Annotated in this window: 20 protein-coding genes; 11 read left to right on the plus strand and 9 right to left on the minus strand. The window is 70.0% G+C overall.

Features of this window, described 5'->3' with window-relative positions:
• Positions 1–30 precede the first annotated feature (30 nt).
• Together lat and EL493_RS09095 are read left to right on the plus strand one after the other, a co-directional pair.
• Positions 31–1,371 carry an L-lysine 6-transaminase gene (gene lat / locus EL493_RS09090; protein WP_019045297.1) on the plus strand — a complete coding sequence of 447 codons (1,341 nt, stop codon included), beginning with the start codon at positions 31–33 and terminating at the stop codon, positions 1,369–1,371.
• Between the two features lie 73 nt (positions 1,372–1,444).
• On the plus strand, positions 1,445–2,560 hold the full coding sequence (locus EL493_RS09095; protein ID WP_019045298.1) for a metallophosphoesterase: 1,116 nt from the start codon (positions 1,445–1,447) through the stop codon (positions 2,558–2,560).
• 457 nt (positions 2,561–3,017) lie between these two features.
• Here the strand turns inward: EL493_RS09095 and EL493_RS09100 are convergent, their stop codons facing one another.
• From EL493_RS09100 to EL493_RS09115, 4 genes are all read right to left on the minus strand, one after another.
• Positions 3,018–3,362, minus strand: a complete 345-nt coding sequence (locus EL493_RS09100; protein WP_019045299.1) for a hypothetical protein — start codon at positions 3,360–3,362, stop codon at positions 3,018–3,020.
• A gap of 52 nt (positions 3,363–3,414) precedes the next feature.
• Positions 3,415–4,383 carry a patatin-like phospholipase family protein gene (locus EL493_RS09105; protein WP_019045300.1) on the minus strand — a complete coding sequence of 323 codons (969 nt, stop codon included), beginning with the start codon at positions 4,381–4,383 and terminating at the stop codon, positions 3,415–3,417.
• Between the two features lie 156 nt (positions 4,384–4,539).
• Complete coding sequence (locus EL493_RS09110; protein ID WP_022567370.1) at positions 4,540–6,345, minus strand: acetyl/propionyl/methylcrotonyl-CoA carboxylase subunit alpha; 1,806 nt, start codon at positions 6,343–6,345, stop codon at positions 4,540–4,542.
• A 186-nt stretch (positions 6,346–6,531) separates the two neighbouring features.
• Positions 6,532–7,422 carry a sulfurtransferase gene (locus EL493_RS09115; RefSeq protein WP_022567371.1) on the minus strand — a complete coding sequence of 297 codons (891 nt, stop codon included), beginning with the start codon at positions 7,420–7,422 and terminating at the stop codon, positions 6,532–6,534.
• 152 nt (positions 7,423–7,574) lie between these two features.
• Here EL493_RS09115 and EL493_RS09120 point away from each other — a divergent pair, with 152 nt between their 5' ends.
• Positions 7,575–8,348, plus strand: a complete 774-nt coding sequence (locus EL493_RS09120; RefSeq protein ID WP_019045303.1) for a helix-turn-helix transcriptional regulator — start codon at positions 7,575–7,577, stop codon at positions 8,346–8,348.
• Here EL493_RS09120 and EL493_RS09125 read toward each other — a convergent pair.
• From EL493_RS09125 to EL493_RS09135, 3 genes are all read right to left on the minus strand, one after another.
• Complete coding sequence (locus tag EL493_RS09125; protein ID WP_019045304.1) at positions 8,274–8,909, minus strand: Maf family protein; 636 nt, start codon at positions 8,907–8,909, stop codon at positions 8,274–8,276. The two genes, EL493_RS09120 and EL493_RS09125, sit on opposite strands and share 75 nt — an antisense overlap.
• A gap of 6 nt (positions 8,910–8,915) precedes the next feature.
• Positions 8,916–9,245: an acyl-CoA carboxylase epsilon subunit gene (locus tag EL493_RS09130; protein ID WP_030200323.1), complete on the minus strand. Its 330-nt coding sequence runs from the start codon at positions 9,243–9,245 to the stop codon at positions 8,916–8,918.
• A 163-nt stretch (positions 9,246–9,408) separates the two neighbouring features.
• Complete coding sequence (locus tag EL493_RS09135) at positions 9,409–11,049, minus strand: acyl-CoA carboxylase subunit beta (protein ID WP_019045306.1); 1,641 nt, start codon at positions 11,047–11,049, stop codon at positions 9,409–9,411.
• Between the two features lie 123 nt (positions 11,050–11,172).
• On the opposite strand from EL493_RS09135, the gene EL493_RS09140 reads away from it, so the two are divergent.
• Positions 11,173–11,967: a biotin--[acetyl-CoA-carboxylase] ligase gene (locus EL493_RS09140; protein ID WP_019045307.1), complete on the plus strand. Its 795-nt coding sequence runs from the start codon at positions 11,173–11,175 to the stop codon at positions 11,965–11,967.
• A gap of 51 nt (positions 11,968–12,018) precedes the next feature.
• Here EL493_RS09140 and EL493_RS09145 read toward each other — a convergent pair whose 3' ends face one another.
• Positions 12,019–12,993: an acyl-ACP desaturase gene (locus EL493_RS09145; RefSeq protein ID WP_019045308.1), complete on the minus strand. Its 975-nt coding sequence runs from the start codon at positions 12,991–12,993 to the stop codon at positions 12,019–12,021.
• Positions 12,994–13,121: 128 nt separating this feature from the next.
• Between EL493_RS09145 and EL493_RS09150 the strand changes: the two genes are divergently transcribed.
• Genes EL493_RS09150 through EL493_RS09160 form a run of 3 tightly spaced genes read left to right on the plus strand, consistent with a single transcriptional unit; the run spans position 13,122 to position 15,710 of the window.
• Positions 13,122–13,652, plus strand: a complete 531-nt coding sequence (locus EL493_RS09150; protein ID WP_019045309.1) for a PH domain-containing protein — start codon at positions 13,122–13,124, stop codon at positions 13,650–13,652.
• 40 nt (positions 13,653–13,692) lie between these two features.
• A complete protein-coding gene (locus tag EL493_RS09155) occupies positions 13,693–14,394 on the plus strand; it encodes a response regulator transcription factor (RefSeq protein WP_019045310.1) in 702 nt (233 codons plus the stop codon).
• An 8-nt stretch (positions 14,395–14,402) separates the two neighbouring features.
• On the plus strand, positions 14,403–15,710 hold the full coding sequence (locus EL493_RS09160) for a sensor histidine kinase (RefSeq protein ID WP_019045311.1): 1,308 nt from the start codon (positions 14,403–14,405) through the stop codon (positions 15,708–15,710).
• Positions 15,711–15,712: 2 nt separating this feature from the next.
• Here the strand turns inward: EL493_RS09160 and EL493_RS09165 are convergent, their stop codons facing one another.
• Entirely contained in the window at positions 15,713–16,261 is a 549-nt protein-coding gene (locus EL493_RS09165) for a GtrA family protein (RefSeq protein ID WP_022567373.1), read from the minus strand.
• 39 nt (positions 16,262–16,300) lie between these two features.
• On the opposite strand from EL493_RS09165, the gene EL493_RS09170 reads away from it, so the two are divergent.
• The 4 genes from EL493_RS09170 (at position 16,301) to EL493_RS09185 (ending at position 20,239) form a co-directional block, all read left to right on the plus strand.
• Entirely contained in the window at positions 16,301–17,527 is a 1,227-nt protein-coding gene (locus EL493_RS09170; protein WP_022567374.1) for a 5-(carboxyamino)imidazole ribonucleotide synthase, read from the plus strand.
• A gap of 149 nt (positions 17,528–17,676) precedes the next feature.
• A complete protein-coding gene (purE, locus tag EL493_RS09175; RefSeq protein WP_019045314.1) occupies positions 17,677–18,183 on the plus strand; it encodes a 5-(carboxyamino)imidazole ribonucleotide mutase in 507 nt (168 codons plus the stop codon).
• Positions 18,184–18,270: 87 nt separating this feature from the next.
• Positions 18,271–18,927, plus strand: coding sequence for a TetR family transcriptional regulator (locus EL493_RS09180; protein WP_019045315.1), 657 nt, complete (start codon positions 18,271–18,273; stop codon positions 18,925–18,927).
• Positions 18,928–19,081: 154 nt separating this feature from the next.
• Entirely contained in the window at positions 19,082–20,239 is a 1,158-nt protein-coding gene (locus EL493_RS09185) for an acyl-CoA dehydrogenase (protein WP_019045316.1), read from the plus strand.
• The last annotated feature ends 163 nt before the right edge of the window (positions 20,240–20,402 follow it).

Here is a 20,402-nt window from a genome sequence, read left to right on the forward strand (position 1 = left end):
TTCCGTAAATATTTGCGTACCCTCGGTTTTGTGACCATCGAACTGGAGCGCCCCGGCGCGGCGGTCACCCCCGCCAACCGGGTCCACGAAATCCTGTCCTCGCACATCCTCGCGGACGGCTTCGAGCTGGTGCTCGACCTGCACAAGTCGCACGGCCGGACACTGATCGACGAGCGAGACGGCACCGCCTACCTCGACATGTTCGGCTTCTTCGCCTCCAACGCGCTCGGGATGAACCATCCCGCGCTCGCGGGCGACGACCGCTTCCGCGCCGAACTGGCCACCGCCGCGCTGAACAAGCCGAGCAATTCCGATATGTACACGGTGGCGATGGCCCGCTTCGTCGAGGCCTTCGTCCGCGTGGTCGGCGACCCCGACCTACCGCACCTGTTCTTCGTCGACGGCGGTGCCCTCGCCGTGGAGAACGCGCTCAAGGTCGCCTTCGACTGGAAGAGCAGGCACAACGAACTGCACGGCCGCCCACCGGAACTCGGCACCCAGGTGCTGCATCTGACCGGTGCCTTCCACGGCCGCAGCGGCTACACGATGTCGCTCACCAACACCGATCCGGTCAAGACCGCGCGCTTCCCGAAGTTCGACTGGCCGCGCATCGAGACGCCGCACACCTTCGCCGGCCCCGACATCGCCGCCCTGGAAGCCAGGGCCGTCGCCCAGGCCGCGCAGGCCTTCGCCGATCATCCGCACGACATCGCCTGCTTCATCGCCGAGCCCATCCAGGGCGAGGGCGGCGACCGGCACCTGCGGCCGCAGTTCCTCGGCGCCATGCAGCGGCTGTGTCACGACAACGACGCGCTGTTCGTCCTCGACGAGGTGCAGACCGGCGTCGGCATGACCGGAACCACTTGGGCCTACCAGCAATTGGGGGTGCGGCCCGATGTCGTGGCCTTCGGCAAGAAGACCCAGGTGTGCGGGATCATGGCGGGCGGACGGGTCGACGAGGTCACCGACAATGTGTTCCGGGTGAGCTCGCGGCTCAACTCCACCTGGGGCGGCAACCTCACCGACATGGTGCGCACCCGGCGCATCCTCGAGGTGATCGAGCAGTACCGGCTGATCGAGAAGTCGGTGCCGCTGGGCGCCTACCTGCTCGACCAGCTCCGCCAGCTCGCCGCCGCGCACCCGGACAAGGTGAGCGAACCGCGCGGGCGCGGCCTGATGTGCGCGATCACCCTGGCCACCCCGGATCTGCGGGACCGGGTGGTGACCGCCCTGCGGGAACGCCAGCACGTACTGCTGCTCGGCACCGGTCCGCGCGGTATCCGGTTCCGGCCGCCGCTGACGGTCACCGAGGAGGAGCTGGAGCACGCGGTCGACGCGCTGGACGCGGTCCTCACGCGAGAGCGGCTGTAGCACAGCGGGTACGCCACGGTGACCGTCAGCGGCGGCACACCGTGGCGACCGGGTGTGATGGCACGATGTGCGGATGCTCCAGATGTTGGTGGTCGGCGCGGTCCTCGGCCTCGTACACGTGCTGCTGTACCGGCGTTTCGTGGTCGCGACCGGGCTCGGCACCGCCGCGCGCCGTGCCGCCGGGATCGTGCTGGTGCTGCTGTGGATCCCGGCGTTCGTAGCGGTCGGTGCGGGAAGTATCTACTCGCCGGCGCCGATCCGGCCGATCGTCTGGTTCGGTGAAGTCTGGCTCGCGGTGCTGTTCTACCTCGGGATCGGGTTGCTGGGGGCCGGGCTCGTGCTGCTGGTGGCCCGGCTGGCGAAGTACCGGGATCGGCGGCGGCTGGTCCGGGTGCTGTCGGTGGTGGTGCTTCTCGGTTCGCTCGGCACAGTGGCCTACGGGGTCACGGAGGCCGAGCGGCTGCGGGTGGTCGAGGCCGAACTCGCCTTCGCGCAGCTGCCGCGGGAATTCGACGGGCTGCGGGTCGCGGTCGTCGCCGACATCCACGTCGGTGCCGCGCGGGGTTCCGGTTTCACCCAGCGCGTCGTCGATCTGGTCAACGCGCAGCGGCCCGATGTCATCGTGCTGCCGGGCGATCTGCTCGACGGCGCGGTGCGACACGTCAGCGGCGACATCGACCCGCTGGCCGGATTGCGCTCGAAATACGGGCAATTCGTGGTCGCGGGTAATCACGAAGGGTATGTGAACCGGCCCGACAGCTGGCTTGACTACTACGACAAGCTGGGGCTGACCTCGCTGCGCAACAGCCGCGCTCCGCTGACAGTCGGCGGCGCGACCATCGACATCGCCGGGGTCTACGACTTCGACGCCACCGATCCGGCGCCCGACGTGGCGGCCGCGCTGGCGGGACAGGATCCCGGCCGCTTCACCGTGCTGCTCGCGCATCAGCCGTTGCAGGGCACGGCGGCGAGCGAGCACGGGGTGGACCTGCAACTGTCCGGACACACCCACGGCGGTCAGATGTGGCCGCTGATGTATCCGGTCCGGTGGATCAACGACACCGTGTGGGGGCACAGCCGAATCGGCGACATGCAGCTGTACACCACCCGAGGCATCGGCGCGTGGGGACCGCCGGTCCGGGTCGGTGCGCCGCCGGACATCACCGTGGTGACGTTGCGCGCCGGCTGACGCGTGCCTGCTGCTCGGTGGGGCACCGCTGCGGCGGAGCGGTGGTCGGGCAACGTGTGCCGGCGACGAAGGCATGCGCGCGGGGGACTTCCGGTGCGCGCCGGTGCGACGCCGGACATCACCGTGGTGACGCCTGCGCGCCGGCTGACGCGTGCCTGCTGCTCGGTGGGGGCACCGCTGCGGCGGAGCGGTGGTCGGGCAACGTGTGCCGACGACGAAGGCACGCGCGCGCGGTGGACTGCCGGTGCGGGCCGGTGCGACGCCAAGCATCACAGCGGCGAGGTCGCGCCGGGAGCGGCGTTCCTGCGCCGCTCAGGCGGGACGCCACTGCTGATGCGGCCCTCAGGCGGGAGCGGCCCTCAGGCAGGGGCGGCCCTCAAGCGGGAGCCGCCTTCAGGCAGGGCGGCGTTCAGGCGGGGCGGTGTTCACGCGAGGCGGCGTTCAGGCGGGGCGGCGTTCAGGCGGGGGCGGCGGTCAGGCCGAGGGCGCCGGTGACGAAGCGGTGGACCGACGCCAGGCCGGCGGCCAGGGCCTCGTCTTCGCCGGGGCGGGCCCAGCCGGTGACCGTCGCGGTGCCGTCGGGGCCGGGGGTCACGCCGATCTCGGCGACCAGCTCGGCTGTCGTCGGGACGCAGACGGCCCAGGAGAAGTGGGATTCGTCGGCCCACTGGGCCGAGCGGGTGGCCACGTAGCCGGGATCGGTGACGCCGCCGTCGGCCAGGGCCGGACGGTCGTCGATGCGCTCGTCGGCGCGCAGGGCCCGCAGATACCAGGAGCCTGCGTTGATCTCGATCGGTTCCACGTCAGCAGTGTAGGGGGAGGGTCGGCGCACGCGACGGCAGGCTTCGGCGGGGTCAGGCCAGGCGGGGCTGGGCGCCGAGCAGCGAGTGAACGGCGGTGCGGCCGATCTCGAGCGCGCGGGTGAGCAGGTCGGTGTCGCGAGCCGCGCTGTCGATGGCGGGGGCGCCCGCGGGCGGGTGCACCTGCAGGACCTGTTCGCCCAGGCCGGCGAGGAAGTCGTCCTCCACGGCCTGCTGACCGGGACGCTGCGACCAGGCGCGGAAGGCGCCGGGCGCGATGGCCCGCATGTAGCCGCCGCCGACGATGCGGTGCAGCAGGGGCGCGGGCGGGCGGATCTCGTCGGAGCGGCGGGTCCGCAGCACCAGCGCGTGCGTGGTACCGGCCGCCACGGCGGTGCGGATCGGCACGGTCTCGGACAGGCCGCCGTCGAAGTAGCTGCGCCCGCCCAGATCGACCGGGGGACCGGCCAGCAGGGGTAGGCCCGCGGAGGCCCGTAGCGCGGTCATCAACGTGGTTTTGTCGACGATGTGGGGTCCGAGGTCGACCGACCGGCCGGTGCGGACGTCGGTGGCGATGGGATGGAAGGTGGTGGGATTGGCCAGGATCGCGGGGAAGTCCATCGGCTCGATGCCGTCGTAGACCTGATGCACCAGATAGCGCAGATCGAAGACCGGGCGCCCGCGCAGGATGCGGACCGGGTCGACCACGCGACGCATGATCGTCGCGTCGGTCCAGGACCGCATGCCCGTCGCCGCGCGTCCGCACAGCAGCCAGGCGCCGTTGATGGCCCCCGCCGAGGTGCCGTAGACCGCGTCGAACACCGCGGACAGGCCCAGTTCCTCGAGCGCCTGCACCATGCCGCTGGAATAGACCCCGCGACTACCGCCGCCCTCGATCACGAGCGCGAGGCGGTTCCCGTCGTCGCGGGACCCGGACGTGCGCCGGGACCGGATCACCTCGGCGACCGTGGCCGGATCCGGTGAAGCCGACGGATCCCGATCGATACGCGCACTGCTGGTCACCCGGTCAACGATACGACAACCAGCCGAGGTCCGGCCGGGCCGGAAAGGCGATCTTCGCCGCCCGTTCACCCAGGCCAGGGCGCCCGTTGCCGGAGCGTCGGAAAACGCCGACGGGCGCCGGTCGTGATCGACCGGCGCCCGTCGGGGAACTACCTTCTACTTGATCTCCGCCAGGACGGTGCCCTGGGTGATCGCGGCGCCCGCCTCCACGGCCAGGCCGGTGACGACACCCGCCTTGTGCGCGTTGACCGGGTTCTCCATCTTCATGGCCTCGAGCACCACGATCAGGTCGCCCGCCTCGACGGTCTGGCCCTCTTCGACCGCGACCTTCACGACGGTGCCCTGCATGGGCGCGGTGACCGCGTCACCGGAGGCCGCACCGGCACCGGCGCCGCCACGCTTGCGCGCCTTCGGCTTCTTGCGGATGACGCCCGCGCCGTTACCGGCCGAGCCCGCCGCGCCGCCGCCGAGGGTGAACTGACCGGGCAGCGACACCTCGACGCGACGGCCACCGACCTCGACGACGACCTTCTGCCGCGGCAGGGCCTCTTCGTCGTCCTCGGTGACGCCACCGGCCGTGAACGGCTCGACGGTGTTCTTCCACTCGGTTTCGATCCACTTGGTGTAGACGTCGAACTTCTCGCCGTCGCCGATGAACGCCGGGTCCTCGACGATCGCGCGGTGGAACGGGATGACCGTGGCCAGGCCGTCGACCTCGAACTCGGCCAGCGCGCGCCGGGCGCGCTGCAGGGCCTGCTCGCGGTTCTCGCCGGTGACGATCAGCTTGGCCAGCATCGAGTCGAACTGACCGCCGATGACGCTGCCCTCGACGACGCCGGAGTCGACGCGCACGCCGGGGCCGGTGGGCTCGCGGTACACGCTGACCGGGCCGGGGGCGGGCAGGAAGCCGCGGCCGGCGTCCTCACCGTTGATCCGGAACTCGAACGAGTGGCCGCGCGGGGTGGGGTCTTCCTTGATGGTCAGTTCTTCGCCGTTGGCGATGCGGAACTGCTGACGCACCAGGTCGATGCCCGCGGTCTCCTCGGTGACCGGGTGCTCCACCTGCAGGCGGGTGTTCACCTCGAGGAAGGACACGGTCTCGCCCTGCACCAGGTACTCCACGGTGCCCGCGCCGTAGTAGCCGGCCTCGCGGCAGATGCGCTTGGCGGAGTCGTGGATCTTGGCGCGGACCTCGTCGGACAGGAACGGCGCGGGCGCCTCCTCGACGAGCTTCTGGAAGCGGCGCTGCAGCGAGCAGTCGCGGGTACCGGCGACGACCACGTTGCCGTGCTGGTCGGCAATGACCTGGGCCTCGACGTGGCGGGCCTTGTCCAGGTACTGCTCGACGAAGCACTCGCCACGGCCGAAGGCGGCGATGGCCTCACGGGTGGCCGACTCGAACAGCTCGGGAATTTCCTCGATGGTGTGCGCGACCTTCATGCCGCGGCCACCGCCACCGAACGCCGCCTTGATGGCGACGGGAACGCCGTACTCCTTGGCGAACGCGACGACCTCGTCGGCGTTCTTGACGGGGTCCTTGGTACCGGCGGCCATCGGCGCGCTGGCGCGCTCGGCGATGTGGCGCGCGGTGACCTTGTCGCCCAGGTCGCGGATGGACTGCGGCGAGGGGCCGATCCAGATGAGCCCGGCGTCGAGGACGGCCTGGGCGAAGTCGGCGTTCTCGGAGAGGAAGCCGTAACCCGGGTGGATCGCGTCGGCGCCGGACTTGGCGGCGGCGTCGAGGATCTTGTCGAACACGAGGTACGACTCGGCCGAGGTCTGACCGCCGAGGGCGAACGCCTCGTCGGCGAGCTTCACGAAGGGAGCGTCGGCATCGGGCTCGGCGTACACCGCGACGCTGGTGATCCCCGCGTCCTTGGCAGCCCGGATCACGCGGACCGCGATCTCGCCGCGGTTAGCTACGAGTACCTTCGTGATCCGTGCGCTGGCATGGCTGGGCACTGAGCCTCCTGTGTGCAATCTTTGGTCGCTTCGGGGAACGGGTCGCCGTGTAGGCCCCGTGCCCGGTCGACAACTTTCGTCTCGGGCGAGTGTAGGCAGTGTGCCAATTCGGCCCGAACTCGGCTAGCCCTACCGTCGAGTAGGTCGCAGGTCACAGTACTCGTCACAGTGTGATGTGAACTCGTTTCAATTAAGTGTGACCGCGGTGCCCGGTTCGGCGCCCCGGCTGATCGGCAGCCGCACCGAGTTGCCCCATTCGATCCAGGAACCGTCGTAATTGCGCACCGACCTGCGGCCGAGCAGGAAGGTCAGGACGAACCAGGTGTGGCTGGACCGCTCGCCGACGCGGCTGTACACGACCAGATCCGCGTCCGGCAGGGCGCCGTAGAGCTCGTCGAGCTCGGTGCGCGACCGGAAGCGGCCGTCGGCGGCGCAGGCCTGCGCCCACGGGATGTTCACCGCGGTGGGCACGTGGCCGCCGCGCAGCGTCGCGTACTCCTGGTCCAGCGGCTTGTCCTCGGACTCGCCCGAGTACTCCTGGGCCGAGCGCACGTCGACCAGCGGGTCGCCGAGGCGGGCCAGCACCTGTTCGCGGAACGCGCGGGCGGTGCTGTCGTCGCGTTCGACCTCGGGGTAGTCGCTGGGCGCCGGGTAGGGCAGGTCGAAAGTGGTGTCGCGTTCCTCGGAGATCCAGGCGTCGCGGCCGCCGTCGAGCAGGCGCACGTCCTCGTGGCCGAACAGGGTGAAGATCCAGGCGGTGTGCGCGGCCTGGGCGTTACCGCGGTCGCCGTAGATCACCACGGTGTCCTCGCGGGAGATGCCCTTGGCCCGCATGAGGGCGGTGAACCGGGCGCCGTCGACGTAATCGCGGGTGACCGGGTCGCTCAGGTCGCCACGCCAGTCGATCTTGACCGCGCCGGGGACATGGCCGATGTCGTAGAGCAGGATGTCATCGTTGGACTCGATGATCTTCAAACCGGGCACACCGATGTTTGCGGACAGCCATTCTGTGGTTACCAATCGATGCGGGACTGCGTAGGAACCGAAGGCGGGGTGCGGATCCGGGGCGACGGGCACGGTGTGGTCCTTCACGCGAGAGTATGGGCGGGTGTGACAGTGTGCAGGGTCGCAGCCGATGGTATGTCTGTGTCGGCACATCACGAATCGACACAATGGTCGAATAAAGCGCAGAGCCGTCCGATAAAGTCTCTGGAGAGGAGGGGTGAGCTATGTCCGATTCTTGGCCGCGACGCCGACTGCTCGCGATCCTACGTGGCGCCACCGAGCCCCTCGACGCCCAGGAACTGGCCCGGATCACCGGACAGCATGTCACCACCGTCCGATTCCACCTCGACGTCCTCACCCGCGAATCCCTCGTCCGGCAGTTCCAGCAGCCGCCGCGCGGCCGTGGACGCCCGCGCATCGGGTATCGCGCCGTGCAGCGCTCGGTGGGCTATCAGGAACTCGCCCAGGTCCTCGCCGACCACCTCGGCCCCGATCCGGTGACCCGCGCCGCGGCCGCCGTCGCCGCGGGCCGCGCCTGGGGAGCGCGCATGGACATCGGCGCGCACCCGGTGGAGACGCTGGCCGACGCCAGGGACATCACCATGTCGCTGATGTCGGAGCTGGGCTTCGCGCCAGAGAAGGACCCGGCGGGGGAGACGCCGGAGCACGTGCAGATCAATCTCACCGCCTGCCCGCTGCGGGAACTGGCCCGCTCGCACTCCGAGGTCGTGTGCGGTGTGCACCAGGGACTCATGCGCGAAGTGCTCGAACGCAACGGGGCACGCGGCCGGGTAGACGTGCGGTTGCACCCGTTCGCGGAGCCGGAACTGTGCACGGCCCGCCTGGAGCTCACGCTGAGCGCCGAGAACCCCGCCCCCCAGGCGACACCCGCCGCGACCGGGGAACAGCCGGTGATCGCGCCGTCAGGCCCGCGCGTCCCGCCACAGCTGCGTGACACCGACACCGACGTCTTCGAGCAGCCTGCGCAACAGCGGTAGCCCGATCCCGATGACGCTGGACGGGTCACCCTCGATCCGGTCCACGAACCAGCCGCCCAGCCCGTCCAGGGTGAACGCGCCCGCGACCTGCAGCGGCTCGCCGGTGGCGATGTAGGCGTCGAGTTCGTCGGGTTCCGGTTTCGCGAAATGCACCGTGGTGCCGCTGCACTCGGCCGACTCGGCGACGATCTCGCCGTCGCGCAGCCGCAGCACACAGTGCCCGGTCAGCAGCTCGGCGCTGCGGCCCGCCATCGCGGCCCAGCGCGCCCGCGCCACCTCGGGGGTGTGCGGTTTGCCTTGCAGCTGCCCGTCGACGAGCAGCATCGAATCGCAGCCGACGACGACACAGTCGGCGGCGAGTTCGGGAATCGACGCGGCGACGTCGACCGCCTTGGCACGGGCCAGGGCGACGACGACGCCGGAGGAGGAGGTGTCAGGGGGTAGCGCGGCCGAGACCGCGTCCTCGTCCACACCCGAGACGCGCACGACGGGATCGATACCCGCCGTGCGCAGAATCCCGAGCCGGGCCGGGGACGCGGAGGCCAGAACCAGCCGGGTCACCGGCGATCAGCGCAGATGCGACAGCATCGGGTACGCGTACGGCGAGAACGGGGAGGTACCGCGATGCATCAGCGTCGCGCGGCCCCAGTTGTCGACCGGTCCGGTCGCGCCGCCCGCGGGGACGTTCGCGGCGGCCGCGCTCAGGACGGCGACCAGGGCCGCGACGTCCTCGTCGGTCGGTGAGCCCTTCACGATGCGGAACATCGGCTCACCGAGGCTTTCCGCGGGCTCGACGGCAACCGCGCTCACAGACTGCTCGACCTCGTCGACGAGTGGTTCGACGGCGAGCTCGAGCTCGGCGGCGGTCAACACGTCTTCTTCTGCCACAGTTGTCACAGTGCCAGATCCTTCCTGCCTCGCCCGGGAGATCTCCCCGGGGTCTGGCTGTGGTACTTCGATGTCACAGCGCGGTTGACGCGATCATTCCCGGTAGGAACGCGACGATCAACTGTTGCGTCATAGCAACAAGTGTGCGCGGCCTACCGGGGATATCGCGTTTTCAGAGCGGAATGTTGCCGTGTTTCTTCGGCGGAAGGGTCACCATCTTGCGCTCGAGCAGCCGCAGGGCCGACACGATCTGGCCTCGGGTGTGCGACGGCGGGATGACCGCGTCGACGTAGCCACGCTCGGCCGCCACGTACGGGTTCACGAGGGTGTCCTCGTACTCGTTCTGCAGCTCGAGGCGCAGAGCGTCCACGTCGGCGCCGTTCTTGGCGGCCTCGGACAGCTGCTTGCGGTAGACGAAGCCGACGGCGCCGGAGGCACCCATGACGGCGATCTGCGCGGTCGGCCACGCCAGGTTCACATCGGCGCCCATGTGCTTGGAACCCATGACGTCGTAGGCGCCGCCGTAGGCCTTGCGCGTGATGATCGTGATCTTGCCCACAGTGGCCTCGCCGTAGGCGTAGAGCAGCTTCGCGCCGCGGCGGATGATGCCGTTGTACTCCTGGCCGGTGCCGGGCAGGAAGCCGGGCACGTCCACCAGGGTGATGATCGGGATGTTGAAGGCGTCGCAAGTGCGCACGAAGCGCGCGGCCTTCTCCGAGGCGTCGATGTCGAGGCAACCGGCGAACTGGGTCGGCTGGTTGGCGACGATGCCGACGCTGCGGCCGTCGACGCGACCGAAACCGCAGATGATGTTCATCGCGCGCTCGGCCTGGACTTCGAGGAACTCGTCGTCGTCGAGCAGCCGGGTGATGACCTCGTGCATGTCGTACGGCTGGTTCGGCGAGTCCGGGATGATCGTGTCGAGCTCGAGGTCCTCGTCGGTGAGGGAGTCCTCGATCGCGCCGTGGATCGGGTCGCTCGGCTCGTGCCGGGGCGCCTCGGCACGGTTGTTGCTCGGCAGGTAGCTGAGCAGGTCCTTGACGTAGTCCAGGGCGTCCTGCTCGCCGGAGGCCACGTAGTGGGCCACGCCGGACTTGGTCATGTGGGTGTGCGCGCCACCCAGGTCCTCCATGGTGACCTCTTCACCGGTGACGGTCTTGATCACGTCGGGACCGGTGACGAACATCTGCGAGGTCTGGTCGACCATCACCACGAAGTCGGTGAGCGCGGGGGAGTACACGTGGCCACCGGCGGCCGGGCCCATGATCAGCGAGATCTGCGGGATCACGCCGGAGGCCTGCACGTTGCGGTGGAAGATCTCGCCGTAGAGGCCCAGGGAGACCACGCCCTCCTGGATGCGCGCGCCGGCGCCCTCGTTGATGCCGACCAGCGGACGGCCGGTCTTGATGGCCAGGTCCATGACCTTGACGATCTTCTCGCCGTACACCTCGCCGAGCGAGCCGCCGAACACGGTGACGTCCTGCGAGAACAGGCACACGTCGCGGCCGTCGATGGTGCCGTAACCGGTCACCACGCCGTCGCCGAGCGGGCGGTTGTTCTCCAGGCCGAAGTTCACGCTGCGGTGCTTGGCCAGGGCGTCGAGCTCGACGAAGGAACCTTCGTCGACCAGGGCCAGGATGCGCTCGCGCGCGGTCATCTTGCCCTTGGCGTGCACCTTGTCGACCGCGGCCTCACCCATCGGGTGTTGCGCTTCTTCCAGCCGATTCCGCAGGTCAGCCAGCTTCCCGGCGGTGGTGTGGATATCGGGGGCGCCCGCCGATTCCGATGCGGGCTGCTGCTGGACACTCGTCATGGGTTGCGAGTGTAACGAGTGACACCACGTCGCACTACGGCAGTCTCGCCTACCGGCCAGTACAGAAACCCCTGCTAGCCGCGCTCACGCTGGCGTTTTACCCGGGCGGGTAGCGTGCCGGGAATGAACAGGGCACCGATCGACGCGTCTCGTCTGCGCGGTTTTCCGGCCGGCGGGCCGCTGGCGTTCTACGACCGGATCGAGGTCGTCGAGTCGACCGGATCGACCAACGCCGATCTGGTCGCCAGAGCCGCCGACTCGACCGTCGACCGGCAGGCCCTGCTCGCCGAGGAACAGGTGCGCGGTCGCGGCAGGCACGCCCGGGCCTGGGTGAGCCCGCCGCGCGCGCAGATCTCGCTGTCGATCCTGGTCCGGCTGCCCGGCATCGATCCGACCACGCTGGGCTGGCTCCCGCTGCTCACCGGTGTGGCGGTGGTCGACGCGCTGCGGTCCGCGACCGGCGCGGCCGCGGATCTGAAGTGGCCCAACGACGTGCTCCTCGGCGGCCGCAAGCTGGCCGGCATCCTGGCCGAGGTGGCCGCGACGGGCGCCGCCCCCGCCGTGGTGGTCGGCATCGGCCTCAACGTCGACCTGGCCGAGTCCGAACTGCCTGTCCCGCACGCGACTTCGCTGGCCCTGGCCGGTGTCGCCGTCGACCGGACCGACCTGGTCGCCGCCATCCTGACCGAGTTCGCCACCCGGTTCACCGCCTGGCAGCGGGCGGGCTGGGCGACGACCGAGCTGGCCGCCGCCTACCGGGAGCGCTGCGCCACCATCGGCCTCGAGGTCAAGGCCGAGCTGCCGGGCGGTCAGGTCCTGGCCGGGATCGCGACGGGCGTCGACGACACCGGCAGGCTGCTCATCGGCGAGCGGGCCGTCTCGGCGGGCGACGTGTCCCACCTGCGCGGCCAGTACTGACGGCGGCCGGTGCCGCGTGTTACTCGCGGCCCGGCCCCGGACGTCCCCGGATCAGCGGGCCGCGGCTCCCGCGGCGACGCTGTCGCGCTCGGCGACCTCGCGTTCGCGAGCCAGCAGCCGATCGCGCTGCTCCTCGAACTTGAGGACGTCCTTCTCCAGCTTGGCCATGAACTGGGCCAGCTCGTCGCGCGCCGCCTCGCCCGCGGGCCCGAAATCGGTGCGGTCGAAGATGTTCCACTGCTTGAGCACCGGCGCCACCACCTCGTCGAGGTGCTGGCGCAGGTCGTAGATGCCGTGCTTGGCCATCAGCACGCCGTTGCGCCGCCAGTTCGGCATCCCCGCGCCGGGCATCTGGAAGTTGGTGAGCACCTTGGTGATCGCGGGCATCGCCTGGTCGGGGACCAGGTCCAGGGCCGCGCCGCAGAGGTTGCGGTAGAAGATCATGTGCAGGTTCTCGTCGGTGGCGACGCGGGCCAGCATGCGGTCGGCGACCGGGTCGTCGCAGACGCGGCCGGTGTTGCGGTGGCTGACCCGGGTGGCCAGCTCCTGGAACGTCACGTACGCGACGTTGACCAGGAATCCGCCCCAGTTCGCCGGGGCGTGCGCGCCCTGGGTCATGTGGATCATCCTGGCCTCTTCCAGCGCCACCGGGTCGACGCCGCGGGTGACGACCAGATAATCGCGGATGACGATGCCGTGCCGGTTCTCCTCGGCGGTCCAGCGACCGACCCAGGTACCCCAGGCGCCGTCCTGGGAGAAGTTCTCGGCGATCTCACGGTGGTAGGACGGGAGATTGTCCTCGGTGAGCAGGTTGGTGATCATCGCGGCCTTGGCGACATCGGAGAGCCGGGATTGTTCGGGCTCCCAATCGATTCCGCCCATGGCGGCGAAATTGCGGCCTTCTTCCCACGGCACGTAATCGTGCGGATTCCAGTCCTTGGCGATGGACAGGTGCCGGTTCAGATTCTGTTCGGCGACCGGTTCCAGCGCCGTGAGAATTTCGAGCTGAGTCAGAGCTTTGGTCACGCGTGCCTCCACTGTCGGGTGTCGAGCAAGCAGATATGGGCAAAACCTGGCATCTAGCGTGGAAACAACACTATCGCCTCGGCCGTGGCATCGAGAAATGCACCGTCGCAACGGGGTACTGTTCGGCCATGGGGTACCCGGAGGACGTTCTCGCGCCCGACGAACAGCTGATCCTGCACCGCCACCCGCACTGGAAGATGCTGGTGTGGCCCGTCGTCACACTCATCGGCGGCACCGCGATCGCCGGCTTCCTCGGCGGCCTGGCCTGGCGCAACACCGAGGGCAGCGTGCGCACGGTGCTGTTGCTGCTGATCGGCCTGATCTGGCTCGGGCTGATCCTGTGGCGCTGCGTCGGCAAGGTGATCGCCTGGAAGTCCACGCACTTCATCATCACCGACCGGCGGGTGCTGGTCCGGCAGGGCGTGATCACCCACACCGGCATCGACATCCCGCTCAGCCGCATCTCCAGCGTGCAGTTCCAGCACGGGGTCTTCGACCGGATGCTCGGCACCGGCACGCTGATCATCGGCTCGTCGTCGGAGGAGCCGCTCGAATACGACGACATCCCCCAGGTGCAGCAGGTGCACGCGCTGCTCTATCACGAGGTGTTCGAGGCGGGCAGCAGCCGCCGCGACCAGTCCTGGGGTGGTTATCGGTGAGCTGTCGGCCCACCGCCGCCACCGACCGTAATCTGAGCACATGACCGCCGTACTGCTCGCCGAAGACGACGAGGCGATCGCCGCGCCGCTGTCCCGGGCCCTGGGCCGCGAGGGCTACACCGTCACCGTCGAACGGTTCGGGCCCGCGGTGCTGCGCCGCGCCCTCGAAGGCGACCACGACCTGCTCATCCTCGATCTGGGCCTGCCCGGCATGGACGGGCTCGAGGTGTGCCGCCAGGTCAGGGCCAGCGGCGCCGATCTGGCGGTGCTGATGCTCACCGCGCGCACCGACGAGGTGGACTTCGTGGTCGGCCTGGACGCGGGCGCCGACGACTACGTCGGCAAGCCGTTCCGGCTGGCCGAGCTGCTGGCCCGGGTGCGCGCCCTGCTGCGGCGCAGCGGGATCGGCGACGACGCGGTGGAGGTCGGCGGCATCCGGCTCGAACCCGCCGCGCGCCGGGTGCTGGTGAACGGCGCCGAGGTGAACCTGGCCAACAAGGAGTACGAGCTGCTCAAGGTGCTCATCGACCGGGCCGGTCAGGTGGTGCCGCGCGAGACCATCCTGCGCGAGGTGTGGGGCGACGCCGATCTGCGCGGCTCCAAGACCCTCGACATGCACATGTCCTGGTTGCGCCGCAAGATCGGCGACGAGGGCCCGATGGCGGAGCGGCGCATCGTCACCGTGCGCGGGGTCGGGTTCCGGCTCAACACCGACGGTCCCTCCAGCGCGGGCCGGGGCTGATCCGGGCAGTGCGCCGCCGCATCCTGCGCTCGATCCTGACCGTGCTGACCATCACCACGGTGGTGCTCGGCGTGCCGCTGATCTACACGGCGTGGCTGTGGGTGGAGGACATCACCCGCAACGACCTGCAGAGCCGCCTGGAACAGGTGGCCGCCGAGGTGATCGCCCAGGAGCGCGTCGACGGCACCGTGCACGACGGCCTCGACGTGCGCACCATGCGCGCGCTGGTGCCCGAGGGCGGCAAGCTCACCATCGTCTATCCGGCGCCGCACGACAATGCCGCGCGCACCGATCTCGGCGTCGACCAGGTGGACGATCCGCTGGTGGAATCGCTGTCCATGGGGACCTCCGGTTCGCTGCGGCTCGAGGTGCCCGCCGGGCCGATGCACGCGCGCCAGGAGCAGGCGGTGGCCGCGGTCGCGCTGGCGGTGCTCGCCTCGCTCGGCGCCGCGTTCTCGGTGGCGGTGGTGACCGCGCGCCGGGTCGCCGACCCGCTGCGCGACGTGGCCAATCGCGCCGCCCGGCTGGCCATGGGCGACTTCCGGCCCGACCCGCGCAGGCACGGCATCGCCGAGCTGGACCGCGTCTCCGACGTGCTCGATTCGGCCACCGTCGAGATCGCCGGGCGCCTGCAGCGCGAGCACGCGCTGGTCGCCGACGTCTCGCATCAGCTGCGCAGCCGCCTCACCGCCGTGCGCCTGCGCCTGGACGAGCTGTCCACGCACGCCGACCCGGAGGTGGTGCACGAGGCGGAGGAGGCGATGGCCCAGGTCGACCGGCTCACCGACGCCATCGACGACCTGGTCCGCGCCTCCCGCGACGAGGACGCCGCCGACCGCGACCCGGTGCCGGTGATGGCCGAACTGCGCGGCGTGGTGGCCGAGTGGGCACACCCGTTCACCGAGGAGGGCAGGGAACTGCGCCTGACCGGGGACGAGTCGCTGCGAGCCCCCATCACCGGCTCCCGGCTGCGCGAGGCGGTCGCGGTGCTGGTCGACAATGCCCTGATGCACGGCGGCGGCACCTGCACGGTGTCGGTGCGCACGGTGCCCACGATGAGCGCGCGCGATCCGCTGATCTGCGTGGAGGTCGCCGACGAGGGCGAGGGCATCCGCGACGAACTCGCCCCGCACGTCTTCGATCGCGGCTTCTCGGCGGGCGGTTCCACCGGTGTGGGGCTGGCGCTGGCCCGCGCCCTGGTGGAGGCCGACGGCGGACGGCTGGAGTTGCAGCGCCGCCGCCCCGCGCTGTTCGCGGTGTTCCTCGGCTCGAAGATGAACCGATCCCCGAACGCGACCCTCACCGAGCCGCGCTGACCTCAGCTGCGGCCGAGCGGCTCGGGCTCCTCTTCGATGAGGTCCTCGAGCTCGGCGACGATCTCGTTCATCTCGTCCGGGAACACCCAGCGGCGCATGGCCCAGAACCGGAACGCCATCTGCAGCAGGTTGCCGATGACGAACGCGCTGATGAAGTCGGCGACGTTCTCGACCAGGAAGCTCACATTCGGCTGGCGCAGGTCGAAGACGTAGCTCGAGATCCACAGCGGGATATTGCTGAGGATGACACCGATGCCGCTGACCCCGAAGAACAGCAGCGCCTCGTGGTGCTTCTCCCGGCCGCCGCGATTCTTGAACGACCATTCCCGGTTGAGAATGTAGGAGGCGATCACCGCGACGACGCCGGAAATGATCTTGGCGGTGACCGGTTTCTCGGCCAGAACCGTCCATTTCAGGAGGTAGAACAAGCCGCTGTCGATCACGAACGTCGTGGCACCGACGATGGCGAACTTGATCAGCTCTTGATGCCGGAACGCTAGCTCGCGCAGGCGCGGGGGAAGGGCGCTGACCACGCCGTCGACAATTGACACGAGTTCCGAGTGTACCGGTAGCAGAGATTCGCGATCGACATGACAACATTGCACGACGTGAGTGCACGTTCGTTCGATCCGTCTGCCATGCCCACCGTCACGATGGTCGGTGGTGGCCAGCTCGCGCGCATGACGCACCAGGCCGCGGTCGCCCTCGGCCAGCGTCTGCGGGTCCTCGCCGAACGGCCGGAGGACCCGGCCGCGCAGGTGACACCCGATGTGGTGCTCGGCAGCCACGACGACCTGTCCGCGCTGCGCGCAGCCGCGGTCGGGTCGCACGCGCTGACCTTCGACCACGAGCACGTCCCCACCGCGCACCTCGAGGTGCTGGTGGCCGAGGGCGTCAATGTGGCGCCGCCGCCGCAGGCGCTGATCTTCGCCCAGGACAAGCTGGCCATGCGCGCCAAGCTGTCCGGGCTGGGTCTGCCGGTGCCCGCGTTCACCGAGGTCACCGCGCCCGCCGACGCCATCGCCTTCGGTGACGAGCACGGCTGGCCGTTCGTCCTCAAGGCGGTGCGCGGCGGCTATGACGGTCGCGGCGTGTGGATGCCCGCCGACGCGGCCGAGGCCGAGCGCCTGGTCACCGACCAGCTCGCGCACGGCGTGCAGCTGCTGGCCGAGGCCAAGGTCGACCTGAAGCGGGAGCTGTCGGCCATGGTGGCGCGCTCGCCGTTCGGGCAGGCCGCGACCTGGCCGGTGGTGGAGACCGTGCAGCGCAACGGTCAGTGCGCGGTCGTCATCGCGCCCGCGCCCGACCTGCCCGAGGAGCTGGCCGCCCGCGCCGAGACGATGGCGCTGGAGCTGGCCGCCGGGCTCGGCGTGGTGGGTGTGATGGCCGTCGAGCTGTTCGAGACCCACGACGGCGAGGTGCTGGTGAACGAGCTGGCGATGCGCCCGCACAACTCCGGGCACTGGGGCATGGACGGCGCCTGCACCGGCCAGTTCGAACAGCACCTGCGCGCTGTCCTGGACTACCCGCTCGGCGACACCACCCCGCTCGCGCCGGTGACGGTGATGGCCAACATCCTGGGCGCCCCCGAGGCCCCCGCGATGCCGATGGACGAGCGGCTGCACCACCTGTTCGCCCGGCTGCCCGAGGCGAAGGTCCACCTCTACGGCAAGGGCGAGCGGCCCGACCGCAAGATCGGCCACGTCAACGTGCTCGGCGACGATGTCACCGAGACGCGGGAGAAGGCCGAACGCGCGGCGCACTGGATGTCGCACGCGGTGTGGACCGACGGCTGGGACCCGCACGGCGCCGCCTGACCGAGAGCCACTCACCCACCCCACCACCCCCGGGTTTCGGCCGCCTCGTCGCCGAGAGGCGAGACGTAACGCCGCAGGCGCAGTATCGCCTCTCGGCGACGAGGTCACGAGGCCGGAACCCCGCGGCGCCAGCCGCAGAAAGGCAGAGCATGAGCACCAACGGTCCCCAGGTCGGCCTGATCATGGGCAGCGATTCGGACTGGCCGACGATGGAGGCCGCCGCCGAGGCGCTGGCCGAGTTCGGCGTCCGCTTCGAGGTCGGCGTGGTCTCCGCGCATCGCACCCCGCAGCGCATGCTCGACTACGCCAAGGAGGCCGCGGGCCGCGGTCTGCAGGCCATCATCGCGGGCGCGGGTGGCGCCGCCCACCTGCCCGGCATGGTCGCCTCGGCCACGCCGCTGCCGGTGATCGGTGTCCCGGTCCCGCTGAAGTACCTCGACGGCATGGATTCCCTGCTCTCGATCGTGCAGATGCCCGCAGGCGTCCCCGTCGCCACCGTCTCCATCGGCGGCGCCCGCAACGCCGGCCTGCTCGCCGTCCGCATCCTCGCCGCCCATGACCCCGCCCTGCGCGCCCGCATGGAACAGTTCCAGGCTTCCCTCGAACAGATGGTCCTCGACAAGGACGCCGCCCTCCGCACCAAGCTCCTCGGCTGACCCGGCCCCACGAGCCGCGTTCGGCGGCGTGGTGCTGGTGGTTGCCTGGCTGGAGCGGGTTGCGGGGCGGTGGCTAACGTTGACCGAGTGGCACACGACGACGCGGCGCAGTTCCGGCTCACGGTGGTGGATCAGGCGTTGCGGTTGTTCGCCGAACGGGGGTACGAGGCGACGACGGTGGACGAGATCGCGGTGGCGGCGGGGATTTCCCGGCGGACCTTCTTCCGGCAGTTCCGGTCCAAGGAGGACGTGATCTTCGCCGATCACGAGTTCCAGCTCGCCCTGGCCGCGGAGTCGCTGGCGCGGGCCGAGGGCGACGCCTGGGACGCGGTGTGCGAGGCGGTGCTCGGGGTGTTCGAGCGGTTCACCCAGTGGCGTGACATCGCCGCGCGCCGGTACCAGGTGGTGCGGCGGGTCCCCGCGCTGCGCGAGCGCGAGATCGTCACGGTGTTCCGCTACGAACGCCTGTTCACCGATTTCCTGCGGGACCGCCTGCCCGAGGTGCCCGACCTCGCGCGGGTGCAGTTCGCCGCGGCGGTGACCGCCACCCACAACTACCTGCTGCGCCGGATGGTGCGCGGGGAACCGGCGGCCGAGGTCGCCGATCTGCGCACCGAGCTGGCCGCGATCCCGCGCGGCAGGCGGGAGGGCCCGCGTGAGGAGCTGGTGGTCGCGGTGTTCCCGCGGGACATGCCGCCGCGTGAGGTGGCCGACCGGATCACCGCCCAGCTGGGTAACCTGTGACCGCCGTTCCGGCGACCAGCGCCCACGGTGACACTGAGTGCCACGGGTATATCCCCATGTAGCGCGGAAGGGTGGGGCGTATAATCCAGACTGGATTGGCACTCGGTGCCGATGCAAGCCACGCTGATCACCACGACGACCAGGAGAGTGCCCGATGGCGGGAAACCCGGATTTCAACCTGTTCCAGCTCGAGGACTTCCACGATGAGCTCCGCGGCGCCATCCGTGGCCTCGCCGAGAAGGAGATCGCTCCCTACGCCAAGGACGTCGACGGCAACGCCCGCTTCCCCGAGGAGGCGCTGACCGCCCTCAACGCCGCCGGCTTCAACGCCGTGCACGTGCCCGAGGCCTACGGCGGCCAGGGCGCCGACTCGGTCGCCACCTGTATCGTCATCGAGGAGGTCGCCCGCGTCTGTGGTTCGGCCTCGCTGATCCCGGCCGTGAACAAGCTGGGCACCATGGGCCTGATCCTCAACGGCTCCGAGGAGCTCAAGCAGAAGGTCCTCGGCGACCTGGTGAACGGCAAGATGGCATCCTACGCGCTGTCCGAGCGCGAGGCCGGCTCCGACGCCGCCTCCATGCGCACCCGCGCCAAGGCCGACGGCGACGACTGGATCATCAACGGCTCCAAGTGCTGGATCACCAACGGCGGCAAGTCCGAGTGGTACACCGTGATGGCCGTGACCGACGCCGAGAAGGGTGCCAACGGCATCTCCTCGTTCATGGTCCACAAGGACGACGAGGGCTTCGTCGTGGGCCCGCTCGAGCACAAGCTGGGCATCAAGGGTTCGCCCACCGCCGAGCTGTACTTCGAGAACTGCCGCGTCCCCGGTGACCGCATCGTCGGCGAGCCCGGCACCGGTTTCAAGACCGCGCTGCAGACCCTGGACCACACCCGCCCGACCATCGGCGCGCAGGCCGTGGGCCTGGCACAGGGTGCCCTGGACGCCGCGATCGCCTACACCAAGGACCGCAAGCAGTTCGGCAAGGCCATCGCCGACTTCCAGAACACCCAGTTCATGCTGGCCGACATGGCGATGAAGGTCGAGGCCGCCCGCCTCATGGTCTACACCTCCGCGGCCCGCGCCGAGCGTGGTGAGAAGAACCTCGGCTTCATCTCCGCCGCCGCCAAGTGCTTCGCCTCCGACGTGGCCATGGAGGTCACCACCAACGCCGTCCAGCTGTTCGGTGGCGCCGGCTACACCACCGACTTCCCGGTCGAGCGCATGATGCGCGACGCCAAGATCACCCAGATCTACGAGGGCACCAACCAGATCCAGCGCCTGGTCATGTCCCGCCAGATCCTGCGCTGATCCTCAGCACCCCAGCGCTTCTCACGGCCCCTCGGCGAATCCGCCGGGGGGCCGCCGCATGTTGACCTCGACCGCGCGCTGTGCGGTGCTCGACCCGAACCGCTGCCGCTGACGCAGGTTGCGCGGCGTTATCTCGATCGCCCCAGCTAGTGGCGGGTTTGAT

Origin of the sequence: Nocardia asteroides (assembly GCF_900637185.1) — a bacterium.
In the GTDB taxonomy this organism is placed as follows: domain Bacteria; phylum Actinomycetota; class Actinomycetes; order Mycobacteriales; family Mycobacteriaceae; genus Nocardia; species Nocardia asteroides.

Bases quoted from the DNA above. Each gene is read 5' to 3' on its own strand.
- EL493_RS09140 (WP_019045307.1), top strand. From the start codon at position 11,173: ATGAACAGGGCACCGATCGACGCGTCTCGTCTGCGCGGTTTTCCGGCC.
- EL493_RS09170 (WP_022567374.1), top strand. From the start codon at position 16,301: ATGACAACATTGCACGACGTGAGTGCACGTTCGTTCGATCCGTCTGCC.
- EL493_RS09135 (WP_019045306.1), bottom strand. From the start codon at position 11,049: ATGACGAGTGTCCAGCAGCAGCCCGCATCGGAATCGGCGGGCGCCCCC.
- purE (WP_019045314.1), top strand. From the start codon at position 17,677: ATGAGCACCAACGGTCCCCAGGTCGGCCTGATCATGGGCAGCGATTCG.
- EL493_RS09155 (WP_019045310.1), top strand. From the start codon at position 13,693: ATGACCGCCGTACTGCTCGCCGAAGACGACGAGGCGATCGCCGCGCCG.
- EL493_RS09150 (WP_019045309.1), top strand. From the start codon at position 13,122: ATGGGGTACCCGGAGGACGTTCTCGCGCCCGACGAACAGCTGATCCTG.
- EL493_RS09185 (WP_019045316.1), top strand. From the start codon at position 19,082: ATGGCGGGAAACCCGGATTTCAACCTGTTCCAGCTCGAGGACTTCCAC.
- EL493_RS09120 (WP_019045303.1), top strand. From the start codon at position 7,575: ATGTCCGATTCTTGGCCGCGACGCCGACTGCTCGCGATCCTACGTGGC.
- EL493_RS09095 (WP_019045298.1), top strand. From the start codon at position 1,445: ATGCTCCAGATGTTGGTGGTCGGCGCGGTCCTCGGCCTCGTACACGTG.